Annotated in this window: 17 protein-coding genes; 6 read left to right on the top strand and 11 right to left on the bottom strand. The window is 70.0% G+C overall.

What is annotated here, in order from left to right; all coding sequences use genetic code 11:
- Nucleotides 1-265: 265 nt before the first annotated feature.
- From AB0I52_RS30745 to AB0I52_RS30760, 4 genes are all read right to left on the bottom strand, one after another.
- On the bottom strand, nucleotides 266-676 hold the full coding sequence (locus tag AB0I52_RS30745; protein WP_363078131.1) for a rodlin: 411 nt from the start codon (nucleotides 674-676) through the stop codon (nucleotides 266-268).
- A 182-nt stretch (nucleotides 677-858) separates the two neighbouring features.
- Nucleotides 859-1,149 (bottom strand): hypothetical protein, encoded by a 291-nt coding sequence (locus AB0I52_RS30750; RefSeq protein ID WP_363078133.1) that lies wholly within the window; start codon nucleotides 1,147-1,149, stop codon nucleotides 859-861.
- Between the two features lie 451 nt (nucleotides 1,150-1,600).
- Nucleotides 1,601-1,834, bottom strand: coding sequence for a chaplin (locus tag AB0I52_RS30755; protein ID WP_363078135.1), 234 nt, complete (start codon nucleotides 1,832-1,834; stop codon nucleotides 1,601-1,603).
- 290 nt (nucleotides 1,835-2,124) lie between these two features.
- A complete protein-coding gene (locus tag AB0I52_RS30760; protein WP_363078137.1) occupies nucleotides 2,125-2,526 on the bottom strand; it encodes a rodlin in 402 nt (133 codons plus the stop codon).
- Between the two features lie 431 nt (nucleotides 2,527-2,957).
- Between AB0I52_RS30760 and AB0I52_RS30765 the strand changes: the two genes are divergently transcribed.
- Nucleotides 2,958-3,803: a chaplin gene (locus AB0I52_RS30765; protein ID WP_363078139.1), complete on the top strand. Its 846-nt coding sequence runs from the start codon at nucleotides 2,958-2,960 to the stop codon at nucleotides 3,801-3,803.
- Nucleotides 3,804-3,895: 92 nt separating this feature from the next.
- Here the strand turns inward: AB0I52_RS30765 and AB0I52_RS30770 are convergent, their stop codons facing one another.
- The 5 genes from AB0I52_RS30770 to AB0I52_RS30790 all read right to left on the bottom strand — a co-directional run bounded on the left by AB0I52_RS30770 (nucleotide 3,896) and on the right by AB0I52_RS30790 (nucleotide 10,512).
- Complete coding sequence (locus AB0I52_RS30770) at nucleotides 3,896-4,831, bottom strand: dihydrodipicolinate synthase family protein (RefSeq protein WP_363078141.1); 936 nt, start codon at nucleotides 4,829-4,831, stop codon at nucleotides 3,896-3,898.
- On the bottom strand, nucleotides 4,828-5,835 hold the full coding sequence (locus AB0I52_RS30775) for an ABC transporter ATP-binding protein (RefSeq protein WP_363078143.1): 1,008 nt from the start codon (nucleotides 5,833-5,835) through the stop codon (nucleotides 4,828-4,830). The genes AB0I52_RS30770 and AB0I52_RS30775 overlap by 4 nt, the downstream gene beginning before the upstream one ends.
- Entirely contained in the window at nucleotides 5,832-7,802 is a 1,971-nt protein-coding gene (locus AB0I52_RS30780) for a dipeptide/oligopeptide/nickel ABC transporter permease/ATP-binding protein (RefSeq protein WP_363078145.1), read from the bottom strand. The genes AB0I52_RS30775 and AB0I52_RS30780 overlap by 4 nt, the downstream gene beginning before the upstream one ends.
- Before the next feature lies 1 nt (nucleotide 7,803).
- Complete coding sequence (locus AB0I52_RS30785; protein ID WP_363078147.1) at nucleotides 7,804-8,754, bottom strand: ABC transporter permease; 951 nt, start codon at nucleotides 8,752-8,754, stop codon at nucleotides 7,804-7,806.
- 162 nt (nucleotides 8,755-8,916) lie between these two features.
- Nucleotides 8,917-10,512, bottom strand: coding sequence for an ABC transporter substrate-binding protein (locus tag AB0I52_RS30790; protein WP_363078149.1), 1,596 nt, complete (start codon nucleotides 10,510-10,512; stop codon nucleotides 8,917-8,919).
- Nucleotides 10,513-10,682: 170 nt separating this feature from the next.
- Here AB0I52_RS30790 and AB0I52_RS30795 point away from each other — a divergent pair, with 170 nt between their 5' ends.
- The 5 genes from AB0I52_RS30795 to AB0I52_RS30815 all read left to right on the top strand — a co-directional run bounded on the left by AB0I52_RS30795 (nucleotide 10,683) and on the right by AB0I52_RS30815 (nucleotide 16,746).
- Complete coding sequence (locus AB0I52_RS30795) at nucleotides 10,683-11,414, top strand: FadR/GntR family transcriptional regulator (protein ID WP_363078151.1); 732 nt, start codon at nucleotides 10,683-10,685, stop codon at nucleotides 11,412-11,414.
- Nucleotides 11,415-11,612: 198 nt separating this feature from the next.
- Nucleotides 11,613-12,626: an acetylxylan esterase gene (locus tag AB0I52_RS30800; protein WP_363078153.1), complete on the top strand. Its 1,014-nt coding sequence runs from the start codon at nucleotides 11,613-11,615 to the stop codon at nucleotides 12,624-12,626.
- A gap of 30 nt (nucleotides 12,627-12,656) precedes the next feature.
- On the top strand, nucleotides 12,657-13,940 hold the full coding sequence (locus tag AB0I52_RS30805) for a GDSL-type esterase/lipase family protein (protein ID WP_363078155.1): 1,284 nt from the start codon (nucleotides 12,657-12,659) through the stop codon (nucleotides 13,938-13,940).
- Between the two features lie 67 nt (nucleotides 13,941-14,007).
- Nucleotides 14,008-15,447, top strand: coding sequence for a sialidase family protein (locus tag AB0I52_RS30810; RefSeq protein WP_363078157.1), 1,440 nt, complete (start codon nucleotides 14,008-14,010; stop codon nucleotides 15,445-15,447).
- Between the two features lie 117 nt (nucleotides 15,448-15,564).
- Nucleotides 15,565-16,746, top strand: coding sequence for an FAD-dependent monooxygenase (locus tag AB0I52_RS30815; protein ID WP_363078159.1), 1,182 nt, complete (start codon nucleotides 15,565-15,567; stop codon nucleotides 16,744-16,746).
- A gap of 106 nt (nucleotides 16,747-16,852) precedes the next feature.
- Here AB0I52_RS30815 and AB0I52_RS30820 read toward each other — a convergent pair whose 3' ends face one another.
- Nucleotides 16,853-17,023 (bottom strand): hypothetical protein, encoded by a 171-nt coding sequence (locus AB0I52_RS30820; protein WP_363078187.1) that lies wholly within the window; start codon nucleotides 17,021-17,023, stop codon nucleotides 16,853-16,855.
- Between the two features lie 67 nt (nucleotides 17,024-17,090).
- Entirely contained in the window at nucleotides 17,091-17,777 is a 687-nt protein-coding gene (locus AB0I52_RS30825; RefSeq protein ID WP_363078161.1) for a FadR/GntR family transcriptional regulator, read from the bottom strand.
- Between the last annotated feature and the right edge of the window lie 24 nt (nucleotides 17,778-17,801).

Consider the following 17,801-nt stretch of genomic DNA (forward strand, 5'->3'; position numbering starts at 1 on the left):
GAATACATCCAGTATTCGGGCGTCCCTCCGCCTTGCGATGCACCGCATCTGACGCCGCGCGCTGTTCCACCAGCAATTGCGGGACAGCCCTTAGGGCGTTTTTCGAAAGTAGCGCCGTCCGCCCGAAGGCGGGCCCGGCGGTGTCCGGTGCGTGCGATCGCAAGGCGGAGGGTCGCCCCGATACTGGTTGTATCGGGCGATCCCGACAACGCGCCGAGCGTGCGTGCCGGACACCGCCGGGCAGGCGGGACTTTCGAAACACGCCCTAGTCGTTGGCGGCACCGTTGCCGGACAGGATCGGGATGTTGTCCAGGATGTGCGACAGCGCCTCGTCACCCTTGGCCTGGGTGGAGTTCTCGGTGCACTGCTGGTTCTGCGGCGACGACAGGACGTTGAGGTCCTGGACCGAGACCGGCACGACACCGAGCAGCGAACCGGCGTTGACCTTGGCGGGCAGGGCGATGCAGGGCTTGTTGAGCGAACCCTGGATGAGGGCGAACTGCGGGCTCCAGTCACCGTGGGTGGCGGAGTTGCCGTACGACTGCATGGCACCGTTGCCGTTGACCGACGTGGTGCCCTGGTCGTTGCCGATCGCCATGGCCGAGGGAGCCACCGCGGCGGAGACGCCGACGATGGAGGCAGCGACGGCTGCCGACGCCATAATCTTCTTGATCATTGAATAGCCCTTCTGGGGTTGCCTGTTGCCCGCTGTCCTGAGCGCTTTGATCAACTCGCGGCGGCGGGAATGGTTGTGGCGCTTCACTCGAACGGTGCTTCTGCCATCCGTCGGTTCACGGGAGGTACGGCACCGGAGAGACGCGGAACGCTCTGGACCGTGAACCGCCGTCCTGGGACGGGTCAGCCACCGAGCGGAAGACCGCCCACGAGCGGGGCGGCACCCTTGGCCGCGCCGGTGGCCTGGCCGGCGAGCTTGGTGACGGTGCCGTCCTTCTGCAGCGCGTCGGCGGCGCCGCCGACGGTGTCGACGATCGGGTCGACGGCCTGCGGGGCCGCCGCAACCACCTGGTTGACACCGCCGTCGAGGCTGAAGTTCGGAGCCGTGGCGGTGGTAACGGCGAAGGCGGGAGCAGCCGTTCCGAGAGCGACCACGGAGCCGGCGACGAACGCGGCAGTCTTCGCGTACTTCACTTTCAGGTTCCCTTCTGCAGCGGCAGCCGTTTCGGTCGCGTCCCCGCGCTCCGCACCAGCCTTCTTTAGCTGTGACTTCTGCCGCTTTCCTCATGGCTAACGAGCCGATTGCGGCCGGGCAACTGGAGCTTCCGGCTTTTCTCGGAACGACTCACAGGACCACTCGATCGATTGCATGACTAATCACTGAATCGGGTGTGACTGCGGGACAGCGGACGCACATCGGTGGTGCACTGTCGGTGCTCCGTTCCGCGCGCCCGCCCGGATGTCAGCCCCCAGCCGCCGGCGCACCGCGCCCCGGGCCGGTGGAAATGGCTCAGGCCTTTCCACCGCGTCCGGGCAGGGCCGCGAACTCCCGGGACGGAGACCGCAGGAAAGAGGAAAGCCCCGGATCGCAACAGATGCGATCCGGGGCAGACCGGTGCCGGGACAGGTCCCGGCGGTACAGAGATCAGGCGTTGACGCAGGTGTTGCCGAACGCCGGGTTCAGCAGACCGATCACGTTCACGGTGTTGCCGCACAGGTTGATCGGCACGTGGATCGGGACCTGGATGACGTTGCCGGACAGGACGCCCGGGGAGCCCACGGCCGCACCCTCGGCGCCGGAGTCGGCGAACGCCGGGGCGGCGGCACCCATCGCCATGAGGGTTCCGGCGGCGACGGCGGCAATCTTGGTGTACTTCACTTTCAACCCTTTCTTTGACGGAGTCCGTAGCGGCGACGAATTTCGTGCCGCACGAGCGCGGGTTCTGATCACTCGTAACTCCGCCGCTGTAATTCGTAACGATTTAAGACGGTAAGCGAAACTCTTCGAGACGAAGATTCTTCAAAGTCCGCCCGAATGACGCAGTTCCGATCACGCGACGTCACCGTCGCGATCACCGGACCGTGCGCGGGCGGACCTAGGGAGGACAGCATCAGGCCCGAGCCGCTCGGAGGAGGAACGCCCGCGGCTCGGGCCTGAGCACAGCTGGATCAGCTGTTGCCGGCACCGTTGCCGGAGAGGACCGGAATGCCGTCCAGGATGTGCGACAGCGCCTCGTCGCCCTTGGCCTGGGTGGAGTTCTCGGTGCACTGCTGGTTCTGCGGCGACGACAGGACGTTGACGTCCTGGACCGCGATCGGGATGAGACCGATCAGCGAACCGACGTTGGCCTTGGCCGGCAGACCGATGCAGGGCTTGTTGAGCGAGCCCTGGACCAGACCGAACTGCGGGCTGCCGTCGCCGTGGGTCTCGGCGTTGCCGAAGGACTGCGAGGCGCCGTTGCCGTTGACCGACGTGGTGCCGCCGTCGTTGCCGATGGCCATTGCCTGCGCGGCGCCGAGACCGAGGATGGAGGCGGCAACGGCACCCGTAGCCAGGACCTTCTTGATCACGATGAACCCTTCTCGTACTGGATGCCCCGTACCGGAGCGCACTGACCAACTCGCTTCCGGACGTTTGGTTATGTCCATTCACCCGAATGCCGGGGCTTCACGGACATCCGTGCGAAAGAGGCCGGGTAATCCGCGGCGCATTCGGTGGGTGCGGGCTTTGATTCAAACCTCAACAGTCCACCACTCGGCGTAGCCTGCGACCCGATGCGCCGAATCCCGGAAACGAACATCTATACGTAGTCCGTCCGAGTGGTCACATGATTTACACGGATTCCACGTTTCCCCGCCACACGCGCGTCGTTATGGGTGGAGTCAAGCCCGCCCGACGGGACGCTCACCCAGCAGTAGTGGCATGCCCGACGGTTGCTGCCGGCTGATGAATGAACTGCGGGCAACGCGCCCGCGCGAAAAGTCCTAAGGAAGGGCAACCAATGCGAAAAGCCTTGAGTAAAAGCGTGCTCGTCATGGCGGCGGCGTCAGGCATCCTGACCGCCTCAGGCGGCTACGCCTTCGCGGACGCCTCGGCCGACGGCGCCGCCATCGGTTCACCCGGGGTCGGTTCGGGCAACGCCGTGCAGGTGCCTGTGCACGTGCCCGTCAACGTCTGCGGCAACACGGTCGACGTGGTCGGCCTGCTGAACCCGGCATTCGGCAACGAGTGCGAGAACGCCGACGGCGGATCGGGCAGCGGCGATGCCCAGGGCGCGAGCGCCAGTGGCGTCGCGGCCAACTCCCCCGGCGTACTGTCGGGCAACCTGATCCAGGCTCCGGTGGACATCCCGGTCAACGCCTGCGGCAACACGGTCGACGTGGTCGGCCTGCTGAACCCCGCGTTCGGCAACGAGTGCGAGAACGGCGAGGGCGGGACCGAGACCCCGAAGCCCCCGGCACACCACAAGCCGCCGACGCATCACCAGCCGCCGACCCACCACCAGCCCCCGACGCCGCCGAAGACGGGCCATCACCACCACAACGGCGACTGCCCTCCCGGCCACCACCACAACCCGCCGACCCACACCCCTCCCACCCACAACCCGCCGCACCACAACCCCCCGCACCACAACCCGCCCACGCACACCCCGCCGACCCACAACCCGCCCACCCACAACCCGCCGACGCACGCCTGGCACCCCCACAAGCCGGCGCACCACCACAAGCCGCCGCAGATGGCGCACACCGGTGCGAACAGCAACCTGGGCATCGCCGGTGGCGCCAGCGCCGCGATGGTGCTCGGTGGCGGCCTGCTGATGCGCCGCAGCCGCAAGTCGCAGAGCTGACACACCCCGCGCACTGAAGAGGTCCGGCCGGACAGCCCAAGCTGTCCGGCCGGACCCTTCGTCGTCCCCGTCCGTGCGACGGGACGGGTCCGTCAGGCCCTGGAGAGCCCCGCGCGGTCCAGGCACCCGGCGATCGTCGCCGTCTCCGCCGCGTCCAGCGGGCGCATCGGCGGGCTCATCACATTGGTGGCGATGATCCCGCGCAGCATGAGCGCGGTCTTGAACGCGCCGAGTCCGGCGGCGGTGGCGGAGGCGGTTCCCGGACGGGCGGCGCGGATGATGTCGAAGAGCGCGACGAGGCGGTCCTGTTCGGCCGTCGCCGCGGCCCAGTCACCGCGTACCGCGGCCTCGTGGAGGCGTACGTACCCGTGCGGGTCGACGTTGCCGAGCCCGGGGACCGAGCCGTCGGCGCCGCCGAGCATCATCGAGTCGACGACCAGCTCATGGCCGGTGAGCACGGAGAACCCGGGCAGTTCCCGGGCGCCGATGACGAGCCGCCGGAACGAGCCGTCGTCGCCGCTGGAGTCCTTCACTCCGGCCAGGACCCCGTCGGCCGCCAGCGGCAGCAGCAGTTCCGGGTCGAGCTTGCTGTGGACGCAGACCGGCACGTCGTACGCCAGGAGCGGCAGGTCGACGGCTGCCGCGACGTCCCTGAAGTGGCGGTCGATCTCGAGGTCGTGGGTGCGGGTGTAGAACGGCGCGGTGACGACGACGGCGTCCGCACCGAGCTCGGCGGCGCGGTTGGCGCGCTCGATGGCCCGGTTGGTGGTGGTCTCGATCGCTCCGACGAGGACCGGCACCTGGCCCGCGGCTGCCGCCGTGATGACCTCGATGACCTGGTCCTGCTGTCCGGGCGTCAGATAGGCGGTCTCGCCGGAGCTGCCGAGGGCGAACAGCCCGCTGACACCACCGTCGAGAAGATGCCCCACGACCCGCTCCAGGGAGGGGCGGTCGAGCTCGCCGTCCGCGGTGAGCGGGGTGACGACGGGCGGGATCACTCCCGAATAGCGGGGGGTTCGGGCGGTCATGCGGTGCTCCTTGCGGACGGTACGGGGGTCGGGTCCCCGGAGGGGGACGCGGGGGTCTGGGGGTGGACGCAGTGCCAGCGGTGTCCGTCGGGGCCGTCGGTGCGGACCGGGAAGACCGTGGCGCACGCGTCGTCCGCCTTCCAGCAGCGGGTGCGGAACGGGCAGCCGGTCGGCGGGTTGGTCGCCGAGGGGACCGGGCCGGTGAGCACGATGCGCTCGGTGGTCTCCAGCAGGCTGGGGGTCGCGGAGAGCAGTGCCTCGGTGTACGGGTGCGAGGGGGCGCCCGCGACATCCGCCGCGCGCCCCTCCTCGACGATGCGGCCGAGGTAGAGGACGGCGATGCGGTCGGCGAGGTAACGCACGGTCTGGATGTCGTGCGAGATGAACACCATGCCGAGGCCGAGCCGTTCGCGCAGGTCCACCAGGAGGTTGAGGACCTGCGCGCGGACCGAGACGTCGAGCGCGGACGTCGGTTCGTCGGCGACGATCAGCTCCGGTTCGAGCGCCAGGGCGCGGGCGATGGCGACGCGCTGGCGCTGGCCGCCGGAGAGCTGTCCGGGCAGTGCGGCCAGGGTGTGGCCGGGGAGGCCGACCAGGTCGAGGAGTTCCTCGACGCGTGTCTCGCGCTCCTCGCGGGTGCCGCGGCGGTGCACGTCGAGCGGGTCGCGCAGGATCTGGCGGACCGTGAGCCGGGGGTTGAGGGCGGTCGAGGGGTCCTGGAAGACGACGCCGACGGCGGAGCCGAAGTCGTCGCGCCGCTGGGTCCCGGACATCTCCCACAGGTCCTTGCCGTGGAAGGTGACCGTGCCCTCGGTGGGCTTCTGCAGACCGGTCAGCACCCGGGCCATCGTCGACTTGCCGCAGCCGGACTCCCCGACCAGGCCGACGATCTCGCCGCGCTTGACCTCCAGGCTCGCGTCGGTGAGGGCGTGCACGGCGTCGCGGCGGAACACGCCTCCGCTGCGTGCCTTGTGGCGTACGTGGACGCCGTCGAGCCTGATCACAGGGCGCTCCCTTCCAGCTGTGCGGCCTTCGCCGGGTGGTGGCAGGCGAAGCCGTGGTCGTGCGCGCTGCCGCGTGCGGTGAGTGCGGGGGTGGTGGTGCGGCACAGTTCGGTGGCCGCGCCGCAGCGCGAGGCGAACCGGCAGCCCTCGCCGAAGCCCTGTGGCGCCGGGACGACGCCGCGGATCTGGTGGAGCCGTTCGGCGCCCGCCTCCAGGGAGACGACCGAGCCGAGCAGGCCGCGGCTGTAGTGGTGGGTGGGGGCGGTGAGTACGGACCGGGTGTCGCCGATCTCGGCCAGCCGGCCCGCGTACATCACCGCGACGCGGTGCGACAGGTCACCGACGAGGGCGAGGTCATGGCTGACGAGCACCATCGCGAAGCCGAGTTCGTCGCGCAGCCGGACGAGGAGTTCGACGACCTGGGCCTGGACGGTGACGTCGAGGGCGGTGGTCGGTTCGTCCGCGATGAGCAGGCGGGGGCTGCGGGACAGGGCCATGGCGATCAGGACGCGCTGGCGCTGGCCGCCGGAGAGCTCGTGCGGGTAGCTGCGCAGGGTGCGTTCGGGTGCGAGGCCGACCAGGCCGAGGAGTTCGGCCGGGGTCTTCGTGCCGCCTCGCGAGGTGAGCTGCTTGAGCTGGGTGCCCACGAGCACGGACGGGTTGAGGGAGGAGAGCGCGTCCTGGTAGACCATCGCGATCTCGGGGCCCATCAGGGCGCGGCGTTCCTTCGGCGGGAGCTTCAGCAGGTCCCGGCCGCGGTAGAGGATCTCGCCGCTGACCTCGGCGTTGCGGGCGAGCAGGCCCATGACGGCGAGGCTGGTGATGGACTTGCCGCAGCCGGACTCACCGACCAGGCCGAGGGTTTCGCCCTCGTGGACGGTGAAGTCCAGGGAGTCGACGACCGGGATGGTGCCGTACCGGTCGGGGAAGCGGATGGCGAGGTCCCGTACGACCAGGAGTTCGGCGGCGTCCTGCGGTACCGGGGTGAGTGCCGGTCCGTTGGCGTGGATGCGCTCCGCGAGCTTGGTGAGGGCGGCGTCGATGTCGACGGTGGAGCGGGCCTCCACCGGGTCCGGTGCCGTGGTGGTGTGGGCGGGGTCCGCGCCGGCACGGGCCTTCTTCGGGGCCGCCGAGGCGTCGGTGAGGCCCTCGGAGAGGATGTTCAGCGCGAGCACGGTGACCAGCAGGGCGAGGCCCGGGAAGAACGTGGCCCACCAGCCGCCCGCGAGGAGGATCTGCCGGCCGTAGGCCAGGACGCTGCCCCAGCTGGGGTCGGGGTCCTGCACACCGGCGCCGATGAAGGAGAGGCTCGCCTCGAAGATGATCGCCTCGGCCACCATCACGGTGGCGAACACCATGACCGGCGCCATGCAGTTGACGGCGACGTGGCGCAGCACGATGTAGCCGCGCCGGGCGCCGATGACCTTCTCGGCCGCGACGTAGTCCTCGCCGTACTGGGAGAGGACGTTGGCGCGGACCACGCGGGCCAGCGACGGGGTGTAGACGAAGGCGATGGTGAAGATGATGACCGGGATGCTGGTGCCGAAGACCGCGACGAGGACGGCGGCCAGGGCGATCGGCGGGAACGACATCACCACGTCGAGGGTGCGCATCACGGACTCGTCGCCGAGCTTGCGCGAGGTGGCGGCGAGTGCGCCGAGCAGTGCCCCGGCGATCAGGGCCAGGGCGGTCGAGCCGAGTCCGATGATCAGCGAGTAGCGCGAGCCGTGCACGACGCGGGCGAAGACGTCGCGGCCGGCCCGGTCGGTGCCGAACCAGTGGTCGGCGCCCGGAGCCTGCACCGGGGTGCCGGTGGTGAGCGGGTCCTGGGTGAGCAGCGGGGCGAACACCGCGCCGAGGATGACGAGGAGCAGCACGCAGAGCGCGACGCGGGAGGTGACCGGGAGGGCGCGGAACGCGATGCCCGGTCGGGACAGCTTGTTGGCCAGACGGCCCGTGGTGAACATGTCACACCGTCCTGATGCGCGGGTTGACCAGCAGATAGAGCAGGTCGACGATGACGTTGACCACCAGGAACGCGATGGCGATGGTCAGTACGGTGCCCTGGACCAGGGCGACATCGCCGCCGGTGACACCTTCGAGGATGAGCTTGCCCATGCCGGGCAGGTCGAAGATCGCTTCGATGACGACGGCGCCGCTGAGCAGGTAGCCGACCTTGACGCCGAGCACGGTGAGCGGGGTGACGAGCGCGTTGCGCAGCACCGAGCGGATCACCAGGAACACCGGCAGGCCGTTGCCGCGTGCGGTACGGACGTAGTCGCGGTCGAGTTCGGCGACCATCGAGGTGCGGACGAGCCGGGCGAGTGACGCCGCGACGGGCACGGCGAGCGAGAAGGCGGGCAGCGCCATGGTTCGGAGCCAGCCGCCGAAGGAGTCCGCCGGGTTGGTGTAGCCGCCGGTCGGGAAGATCGGGGTGTTCAGTGCGAACTGCTGGATGAGCAGGACACCGAGCCAGAACGACGGGATGGCGACCCCGGCCATGGAGAGCACCCGGAACAGCTGGTCGGGCCAGCGGTCGCGGTACATCGCTCCGAGGACGCCGCCGAGTACGGCCATGATGAGCGCGAGGATCAGTCCGAGGACGGTGAGCTGGAGCGTGAGCGGGAAGGCGGCGGTGATCCGGTCGATGACGGGCTGGCTCGGCGGGACGGTGGTCCCGAGGTCCAGGTGGATCAGCTGGCCGAGGAAGCGGAAGTAGCGGACGGGCAGCGGGTCGTTGAGACCGTTCGCCTCGGAGAAGGCCGCGCGGGCTTCGGGAGTGGAGCTCTCCCCCAGCGCGTTGAAGGCCGGGTCGACCGGCGAGAACTGCAGCACCACGAAGACGAGCAGCGCGATACCGAGGATCATCACCGGCATCATCGCGACGCGGCGCAGCGCGAGCCGGAGAAAAGCAACCATCGTCGGGTTCCTTGCGGTTGGGCGGGCCGGTCCGGGACAGCTGGGATGTTCGGTGTCCCGGACCGGGCTATCGGGCGCCGGGTGAGCGGCGCCGGGGCGGGGCGTGATCCGGCGGCCGCCGGATCAACGGGCCGGTGTCAGCCGGCGGCCCGGTGGCGGCGGTCAGGCGGGGCTGACGTCCAGGAAGGACAGGCCCGTGGTGGGCAGCGGCTTGAAGCCGGGCAGCGCCTTCTCGTTCCAGGCGGTGGGAAGCTTGCGGTGCAGGATCGGGTAGAGCGCGGCCTCTTCGGCGACGAGGTCGGTGACCTCGCCCCACAGCTCCTTGCGCTTCGCCTCGTCGCTCGCCTGGGCGGCCTTGTCGAGGGTCTGCTTGACCTTCTTGTACGCGGCGGACTTGCTCCAGCCGTAGCGGTTCTCCGGCCAGAAGCCGTAGTAGAACCAGCGCAGCAGCAGGTCCGTGTCGTTGCCGAAGACCGACGGGTCGCCGGGGGCGACGAGGACCTCGAAGTCGCCCTTGTCGACCTTGGCGTACTGTGCCGCGGACTGGGCGATGCTGAGGGTGGCCTTGATGCCCGCGGCCGCCCAGCTCTCCTTCAGCAGCGGGGCGATGTCCTTGACCCAGCCGGTGTCGGTGGTGAGGACGGTGAAGCTGAGGTCCTTGACGCCCGCGTCTGCGAGGAGTTCCTTCGCCTTGGCCAGGTTGTGCGTGTAGACCGTGGCGGCCTTGTGGTACTCGGGGTGGGTGGCCGGCACATAGCCGGTGGCCGCCACCGCGTTGCCGACCATCGCGGTGGAGATGATCTTCTCGGTGTCCAGGGCGTAGAACAGCGCCTGGCGCACCCGCTTGTCGGCGAACCGCTTGTCGGCGGTGTTGAACATCAGGAAGAGCAGCCCGAAGGACTGGACGGACTCGGTCTTCGCGCTCGCCGAGAGGCTCTTGACGTCGATGTACGGGACGTCCTCGATGGCCTGGACGCGGTTCGACTGCATGGCGCTGACGCGAGCCGACTGGTCGGACATCAGCCGCCAGATCATCTTCTTGGCCTTGGCGGGGTGGGCGCCGTTGTACTTGTCGTACGCCTCGAAGACGATCTTGTCCTCGCGGGTGGCCGAGACGAACTTGTACGGGCCCGAGCCGACCGGCTTGGCGTCGAAGGCCTTGGGGTCGGCCGCCACGATCTTCTTCGGGACGATCCGGGCCACGGCTATGCGGGACGGGAAGAGCGCGAAGGGGTACTTGAGCTTGAACTCGACCGTGCCGGCGTCGACGGCCTTGACCGTGTCGATGAAGGGCACGAACTGCGCCATCAGCGAGGCGTTCTTCGGGTCGAGGATGCGTTCGAAGCTGAACACCACGTCGTCGGCGGTGACGGCCGATCCGTCGTGGAAGGTCGCCCCCTTGCGCAGCGTCGCCCGGTAGGTGGTGGCGTTGATCTTCTTCGGCATCTCGGTGGCGAGCGCGGGGCGGGCCACGAGCGTTACCGGATCGAGATCGACCAGGCCCTCGAAGATGTGCATATTGGCGGCGTACGGGGTCGCGCCCGAGGTGGTCATCGGGTCGAAGCCGGTCGACAGCGGGTAGGACAGACCGGCCTCGATGAGGTCGCTGCCACTGCCCTTGTCCGTCGATCCGTCGGCGGTCGAGGACGGGCCGCCACAGGCGGCAAGGCTCGCCGTGATGGCGGCAGCAGCACCGACAGCACTGGTGTAACGCAGGAAGGTGCGGCGCTCGACACCGGCTGATCTCAGCTCGGGCACGGGTCCTCCAGGGACTTTGAGGTGGGGCGTCGGAGGTGAAGACGGGCGGTGGATCGGTGGTTCACGGGGACCGTGGAACCTGAAGCATCAGACGTCAGATGTCTGATGCCTTGATAGCGTGGGAACGTAGCTTGACAATCGAGAGGGGTCAAGAGGTGGGGAGTTCACATATGTCCGGAACGAGGCCCGGCCGGCAGTTGCTCCGGCAGGAAGTCGTCGACGGCATCAAGCGGTACATCCTCGAAGAAAGGCTCCGCCCCGGGGACCCGCTGCCCACCGAGCCCGCCCTGTGCGAGGCCCTCGGCGCCAGCCGCTCCAGCGTCCGCGAGGCCGTCAAGATCCTCAACGCGCTGGACATCGTCGAGGTCCGCCACGGGCACGGCACGTACGTCGGCAGGCTGAGCCTGTCGGCGCTGGTGGAGAGCCTGACCTTCCGCGGGCTGCTCTCCCCCGACGACGACTTCCAGGTGATGGCCGACCTGGTCGACGTGCGCGAGCTCTTCGAGCGCGGGATGGCCGACCGGATCGTCACGCTGCTCACGCAAGAGCAGCTCGACGCGCTGGACGGACTGGTGGCCACCATGCGCGAGACCGGGGCGCAGGAGGGGCACGGATTCGTGGACGCCGACCGGGCGTTCCACGCACTGCTCGTCGCCCCACTGGGCAACGAGCTGATCGGCCAGCTCTCGATGGCCTTCTGGGACGTGTACACGATCGTCGCGCCGCATCTCGACGGATTCACCCAGGCCGACGAGACGGCGACGATCGCGGCGCACCAGAACATCGTGGACGCCGCGCGGGCCGGGGACACCACCGGTTTCATGCAGGCGCTCGGCGAGCACTACGCCCCGGTCAGGCGCAGGATCTCCGAGGCTCGGACCCGCGACGGCGCCAAGGGCTGAACCGCTCGCCGACGCCTGCGACGCGGCGACCGTGCCGGGCCCAGTGCCTCTCGCACCCGGCCCGGCGCACCCTTGACGAGCGCCGCAGGGGCTGCCTAGGGTCCGTGTGCCGACAGGACATCTGACGTCATCCGTCTGATGACCTGTCGTTCACCTCGCACCCGGCACTTCCCACCGCGCTCCCAGGAGGGCACCTCCATGCCGTTGACGGACCTCTCGCTCGCGGACTGCCGCGACTACCGGCCGACGCTGCCCGTCCCGGCGGACTTCGACGACTTCTGGACACGGACCCTGGACGGAGCGGGAGCCGGGGACGGAGCCGGTCCGGCGCCGAAGCCGGTGTTCGCCGAGGTGGAGACGGGGCTCACCCAGATCCGCACCTACGACGTGACGGTCCCCGGCTTCGCCGGTCAACCGGTGCGCGGCTGGCTGCGGTTGCCCGTCGGGGCGAGCGAACCACTCGGCTGCGTCGTGGAGTTCCTGGGCTACGGGCGCGGCCGGGGCCTGTCGCACGAGAACCTGCTCTGGGCGTCGGCGGGTCACGCGCATCTGATCATGGACACCCGCGGCCAGGGCTGGTCGGCGGCGGGCGGTGACACCGCGGATTCGGACGCCGGCGCGGCCGGAGTCGTCCCCGGCTTCCTCACCCGTGGCATCGAGAGCCCGGAAACGTACTACTACCGGCGGCTGTTCACCGACGCGGTGCGCTGCGTCGAGGCGATGCGCAGCCATCCCGAGGTCGATCCGGACCGGATCGTCGTCACCGGGGTGAGCCAGGGCGGGGGTATCGCGCTGGCCGTGTCGGGGCTGGTGCCGGGGCTGGCCGGGGTCATGCCGGACGTGCCGTTCCTCTGCAACTTCCCTCGCGCGACCGAGATTTCGGGGCGCCCGCCGTTCACCGAGATCGCCGAGTACCTGAAGCTCCACCGCGACCGCACCGAAGCCGTCTTCACCACCCTGTCGTACTTCGACGCGGCGCTGCACGCCACCCGGGCCACGGCTCCCGCTCTGTTCTCGATCGCCATGATGGACGAGATCTGCCCGCCCTCCACCTGCTTCTCCGCCTACAACAACTACGCCGGGCCCAAGGACGTGCGGACCTACGCGTTCAACGGGCACGAGGGCGGGGCGGAGTACCAGCAGCGGGAGCAACTGGCCTGGGTGCGCACCCTGTTCGCCGGTCTGCCGTCGGGGCAGGCCGGACACTCCTGACCGGAGGCACCTTCCGTGCGCAGACGATCCATGCTTCTTGCCGCAGGCGCGGCGGCCCTGAGCACCCAGTTCGGCGGCCGCGCCTTCGCCGCCGCCGCGGGCAGCGGCCCGGTCCTGGACCACGACACCCCCGTGGACCTGGACGGCAGCGAGTACGTCGACCTGTCGAACCAGGTCGGCGTGCTCGCCCCGCTCACCACGGGAACCATCGTCGTCACCTTCCGCACCACCAGTCACAACGAGGCGATGACGCTGTTCAGCGCCTCGGATCCCACCGCCCCGTCCTCCAACATCACCCTGAATCTGAGTGGCGGCGCACTCCAGTTCTCCGTACGCGAGAAGGGATCGGTACTACTGAATGTCATGACCAGGACACGTTACGACGACGGGCTGCGCCACACCGTCGCCGTCACCGTCAACGCCTCCGGCACCAAGCTGCACGCCGGCGGACGCGTGGTGTTCGAGACCGCGCGGCATGCCTTCTTCGGCAGCGTCTCCAAGCTCACCGCGCTCGCCCTGGGCCGCAACACCGACAGCGATCACCCCGGCGGCGAGTGGTTCTGCACCGGCACCGTCGAGCGCGCCGCCGTCTGGGACCGGGTGCTGAACGAGAGCGAACTGGTCGCACAGTGCCCGCGCCCCGACCTCGCGGACCTGGGCCGGATCTCCACGATCCTCAACAGCAGCGCCCCGGCCACCTGGGTCATCACCGGCGACAGCATCACCCACGGCGCCCTGCACACCAACGGCTGGCGCAGCTACCCGGAGCACTGGACGGAACGCGTCCGCTGGGAGCTGGGCAAGCCGAAGAACCGCGACTTCGTGATCGATTCCGGAGTGAGCGGCGCCACCAGCGCCGAACTCGTCGCACAGTTCGGCGAGCGGGTCACCGCCTTCTCGCCGCAGGTCGTCTCGGTCATGATCGGGACGAACGACATCGCGACGTCCGGTCTCGGCCCCGAGACCTACCGGGCCAATCTCGTCTCACTGGTGCGCTCGGTACGCGCACTGCCAGGCTCCCCGGTTCCGGTCCTCCAGGCACCCAACCCGGTCGATCCGGCGAAGTGGCCCGGCCGAGTGGGGCTTTCGCAGTACGCCCAGGTCATGGGCGAGGTCGCGGCGCAGCAGAACGCGGTCTTCATCGACCACTACGACGACTGGCTGGACGGCAACGGCGGCCAGGTACCGCTGTCCCTGCTCAGCGACGGGCTCCACCCCAACCAGCGGGGCCATCACCGCATCGTACGGAAAATGATCAAGGATCTGCGGATCTTCGAGGCAGACAGCCCTGTCTGCTCCCTGAACATCCCGTAATCCCGGCGCACCCCCCAATCTCCCACCCTTCGAGAAGCACCACCCCTTCCGAGAAGAGAGATCGTCCATGCAGCGAACTGTCCCTGTCGCCCTGCTCAGCGCCGCCATGCTGGTGGTCGCCGTGACCGGCACCGCGCAGGCCGCGTCACCCACACCCGGCACGCTCACGTCCCAGGACCTGACCGTCGACGGGGTGGGCTCCCCCCACTACCGCATCCCGGCCCTGACCACCTCGGTCAAGGGCACCGTGCTGGCGGCCTACGACGCCCGGCCCACCCTCGGTGACCTGCCCTCCAACATCGGCGTCGTACTGCGGCGCAGCACCGACGGCGGTACGACCTGGCAGGCGCAGCAGGTGGTCCGCAAGGACGCCGCGCCCAAGGGCTACGGGGACCCGAGCCTGCTGGTCGACCGGACCACCGGACGGATCTTCCTGTTCTACGCGGCCGGCGTGAACCAGGGCTTCTTCGGCTCGTCCACCGGAAACGACGAGAGCGACCCCGACGTCCTCCAGGCCGACTACAGCTACTCGGACGACGACGGGCTGACCTGGACCCATCGCCGGATCACCAAGCAGATCAAGGACCCCGCCTGGGCCGGGATGTTCGCCGCGTCCGGCGAGGGCATCCAACTGCGCAACGGGGCCCACAAGGGCCGGCTGATCCAGCAGTACGCCGTCCGTATCAACGGCGCCAACTACGCGGCGAGCGCGTACAGCGACGACCACGGCGCCACCTGGAAGATGGGCAAGCCGGTCGGCCCCGGCGGCGACGAGAACAAGACCGTCGAGCTGAACGACGGCACGGTCATGCTCAACAACCGGTCGGCGCCGTACCGGACGATCGCGTACTCCACGGACGGCGGGGTCACCTACACCCCGTTCGTCCAGGACACCGAGCTCCCCGACCCGGCGAACAACGCCTCGGTCATCCGGTACGCCCCCGACGCCGCGGCCTCGGACCCGCAGTCCTCCTGGCTGCTGTTCAGCAACACCGAGGACACCGGGTCACGGCGCAACCTCACCGTCAAGATGTCCTGCGACAACGGGAAGACCTGGCCGATCAGGAAGGTCGTCGACCCCGGCGCCGCGGCCTACTCGACGCTGACCCGGCTGCCCGACGGCAGGCTCGGGCTGCTGTACGAGCGCGGCAACGCCGAGCACATCACGTACGACTCGTTCGACCTGAAGTGGCTGGGCGGCACCTGCGCCGACATCACGATCACCCCGCCCGCCTCGCTCAAGGCGGGGACCAGTGCCCAGGTCACGGTCCGGGTCGTCAACCGGATGGACGTACGCCGGAGCGCGGGCACGATCGACCTGACCGTGCCGGGCGGCTGGACCACCGCGCAGACCGCGATCCCCGCGCTGAACCCCGGCCAGGGCGCCAACATCAACATCCCGGTCACCGTCGCGGCCGGCGCCTCGGGCAGCGCCGCGCTCACCGCGACGTACCGGGCGGACGGCAAGCAGGCCCAGGGCAGTACGACGGTGACGGTCGCTCCGTAACCCGGGCGATTCCCGTACGTCCGGCCGCCGCACGGCGGTTGGACGTGCCCCGGCCCGCGGCCGTTGAATGGGTGCGACGCGCGGCAGGCGGAGCAACCGGGAAGTGGTGGCGGACACATGGCGGGATCGGTTTTACGCATCGGGGTGATCGGCGGGAGCGTCGCCGGGTGTGCCATGGCGATCGCCGGGGCCAGGGCCGGCGCGGAGGTGACGGTCCACGAGCGCAGCGACGGGGCCCTGGAGGACCGGGGGTTCGGCATCGTCATCCCGCCGGCGCTGCACCGGGAGCTGGTCGCGGCCGGCTATCTGGACGCCGGGATGCCGACGGCGCCGGTGCCCTCCCGGGTCTGGCTCACCCGGCAGAGCGGGCGCGCAGCGGCGCGTGAACTGACCCGCCAGGAAGCCGCGGTGACGGCCTGTCACTGGGGTCTCCTGTGGCGCACCCTGCACGCGAACACCGCGGGCGCCGTGCGGTACCACCGGGGGCAGCCCGTCACCGAGGTGAGGCGTCACCCCTCGGGCGGTGCGGTGATCCGCACGGCGGACACGGAGCAGGTGTACGACATCGTCGTCGGGGCGGACGGCCCCCGGTCCGTCACCCGGGAGACCGTCGCCCCGGGGGTACGGCCGGTTCCGGCGGGGTACGCCGTGTGGCGGGGCACCCTGCCGCTCACCGCGCTCGCCGGTCGTCCGCACCTGCTCCAACTGCTGCGCGGCGCGTGGATCACACTGGGATACCGGGGCGGGCACGGGGTCTTCTACCTGATCCCCGGCGCCGCGCCGGGCTCCCGGCTGCTGGCCTACGCCGTCTACGGCTCCCCTCCCCCGGCCTCGTGGACCGCCGGGCACGAGACGTACGTACGGCACATCGCCGAGGAGCACTTCCCGGCGGACTGGGCCGCTCTCGTCGGCCGGGGCGAGCACACGTCCACGGCGTACCACCCGGTCACCGACTTCCACGCCCCGCAGGTGGCCGACCCCCCGTTCCTGCTGGCGGGCGACGCGGCGAGCATCACCAGACCGCACACCGCCAGCGGCGCGACCAAGGCCTTGCAGGACGCGCTCTGCCTGGAACGCGTCCTGCGCGGGGCGTCCTCCCCGGCCGACGCGCTGCGCGCGTACACCGCCGAGCGGTCGCCCGAGGGAGCCAGACTGGTCGCCCTCGGCCGCAGACTGGGGCACGCGATGGTCGAACGGACCCCGGACTGGGCGGCGATGGGGCCGGCGGACGTGGCGACGTGGTCACGCGCGACGCTGGACGGCGCCGACAGCTATCTGTACGGGGCGGCGGAGGGCTGACGGGAGCGGGGCGGCCGCGTACGGGGCGCGCGGCCTTCGGCCTGCCGCAGGCTTCGGCGACGGGGCTCAGGGGCGGTCGTCGGGAGGCGAGCCCTGTTCCAAGCACTCAAACACCGGGGATGTCCCTCTTCGCCGCGATGAGCATGCTGCGGGGGATGACCACGAGGCGTTCGTCCAGGCCGATCGAGACTCCGTACGGCAGGCGGGTGCCGAGGGAGGCGGTGAGGTCGCGTCCGATCACAGCGATGTCGCCGTCCTCGCAGTGACGATCTATCAAATTCCTTGCCGAATAAAGCATTTGGCCTGATCAGTGGGATTGATCGTTCCGCCGGCCGGATCGCGGCTCAGGCCGGGCTCAGCCTGGTGCGGATGCCGTCGAAGTGAGTGCGCATCGCCCTTACCGCGCGCAGGCCGTCGGCCGCCGCCACCGCCGCGACGATCTCGCGGTGCTGGGCGCAGGTGACCCATGGGTCCTGGTGGCCGTCGTCGAGGTCCTCGCGAACCCGGTCCATCGCCGCCCAGAAGGCGTCGAGCACCTCGCTGAGCAGGTGGTTGTCGAGCGAGGCGTACAGCGCGAGGTGGAAGGCCCGGTCGGTGCCGCGGGCGACCCGGCCGGTGCCCGCCTCCTCCTCCATCTTCGCCACCAGGGCGCGCAGCACTTCGATGTCCTCGTCCGGGACCCCGGCCGCGACGGAGCCCACCAGGCCCGCCTCCAGGGCCTCGCGCACCTTCATCAGCTCGGCGAGGCCCGGTTCACCCTGGCGGTGGCGGACCGCCGCGCGGAAGGCGAGCCCCTCGGCGAACGGGGACAGGGAGAGCGAGCCGACGAAGGTGCCGAACCCGCGCCGGATCTCGACGACGTTGACCGCCTGGAGCGACTTGAGCGCCTCGCGCACCGATACCCGCCCGGCCCCGAAGAGCTCCATCAGCTCGGCCTCGGTGGGCAGTGCGTCGCCCGGCGCGAGCCGGCGTTCCAGGATCAGTTCCTTGATCCTTCGCTCGATGTCCTGAGCCATGGTGGGCCGCGCCACAACGTCCTCCTGAGGTGCCGTTGC

It is taken from the genome of Streptomyces sp. NPDC050423 (assembly GCF_040655445.1).
GTDB lineage: Bacteria > Actinomycetota > Actinomycetes > Streptomycetales > Streptomycetaceae > Streptomyces.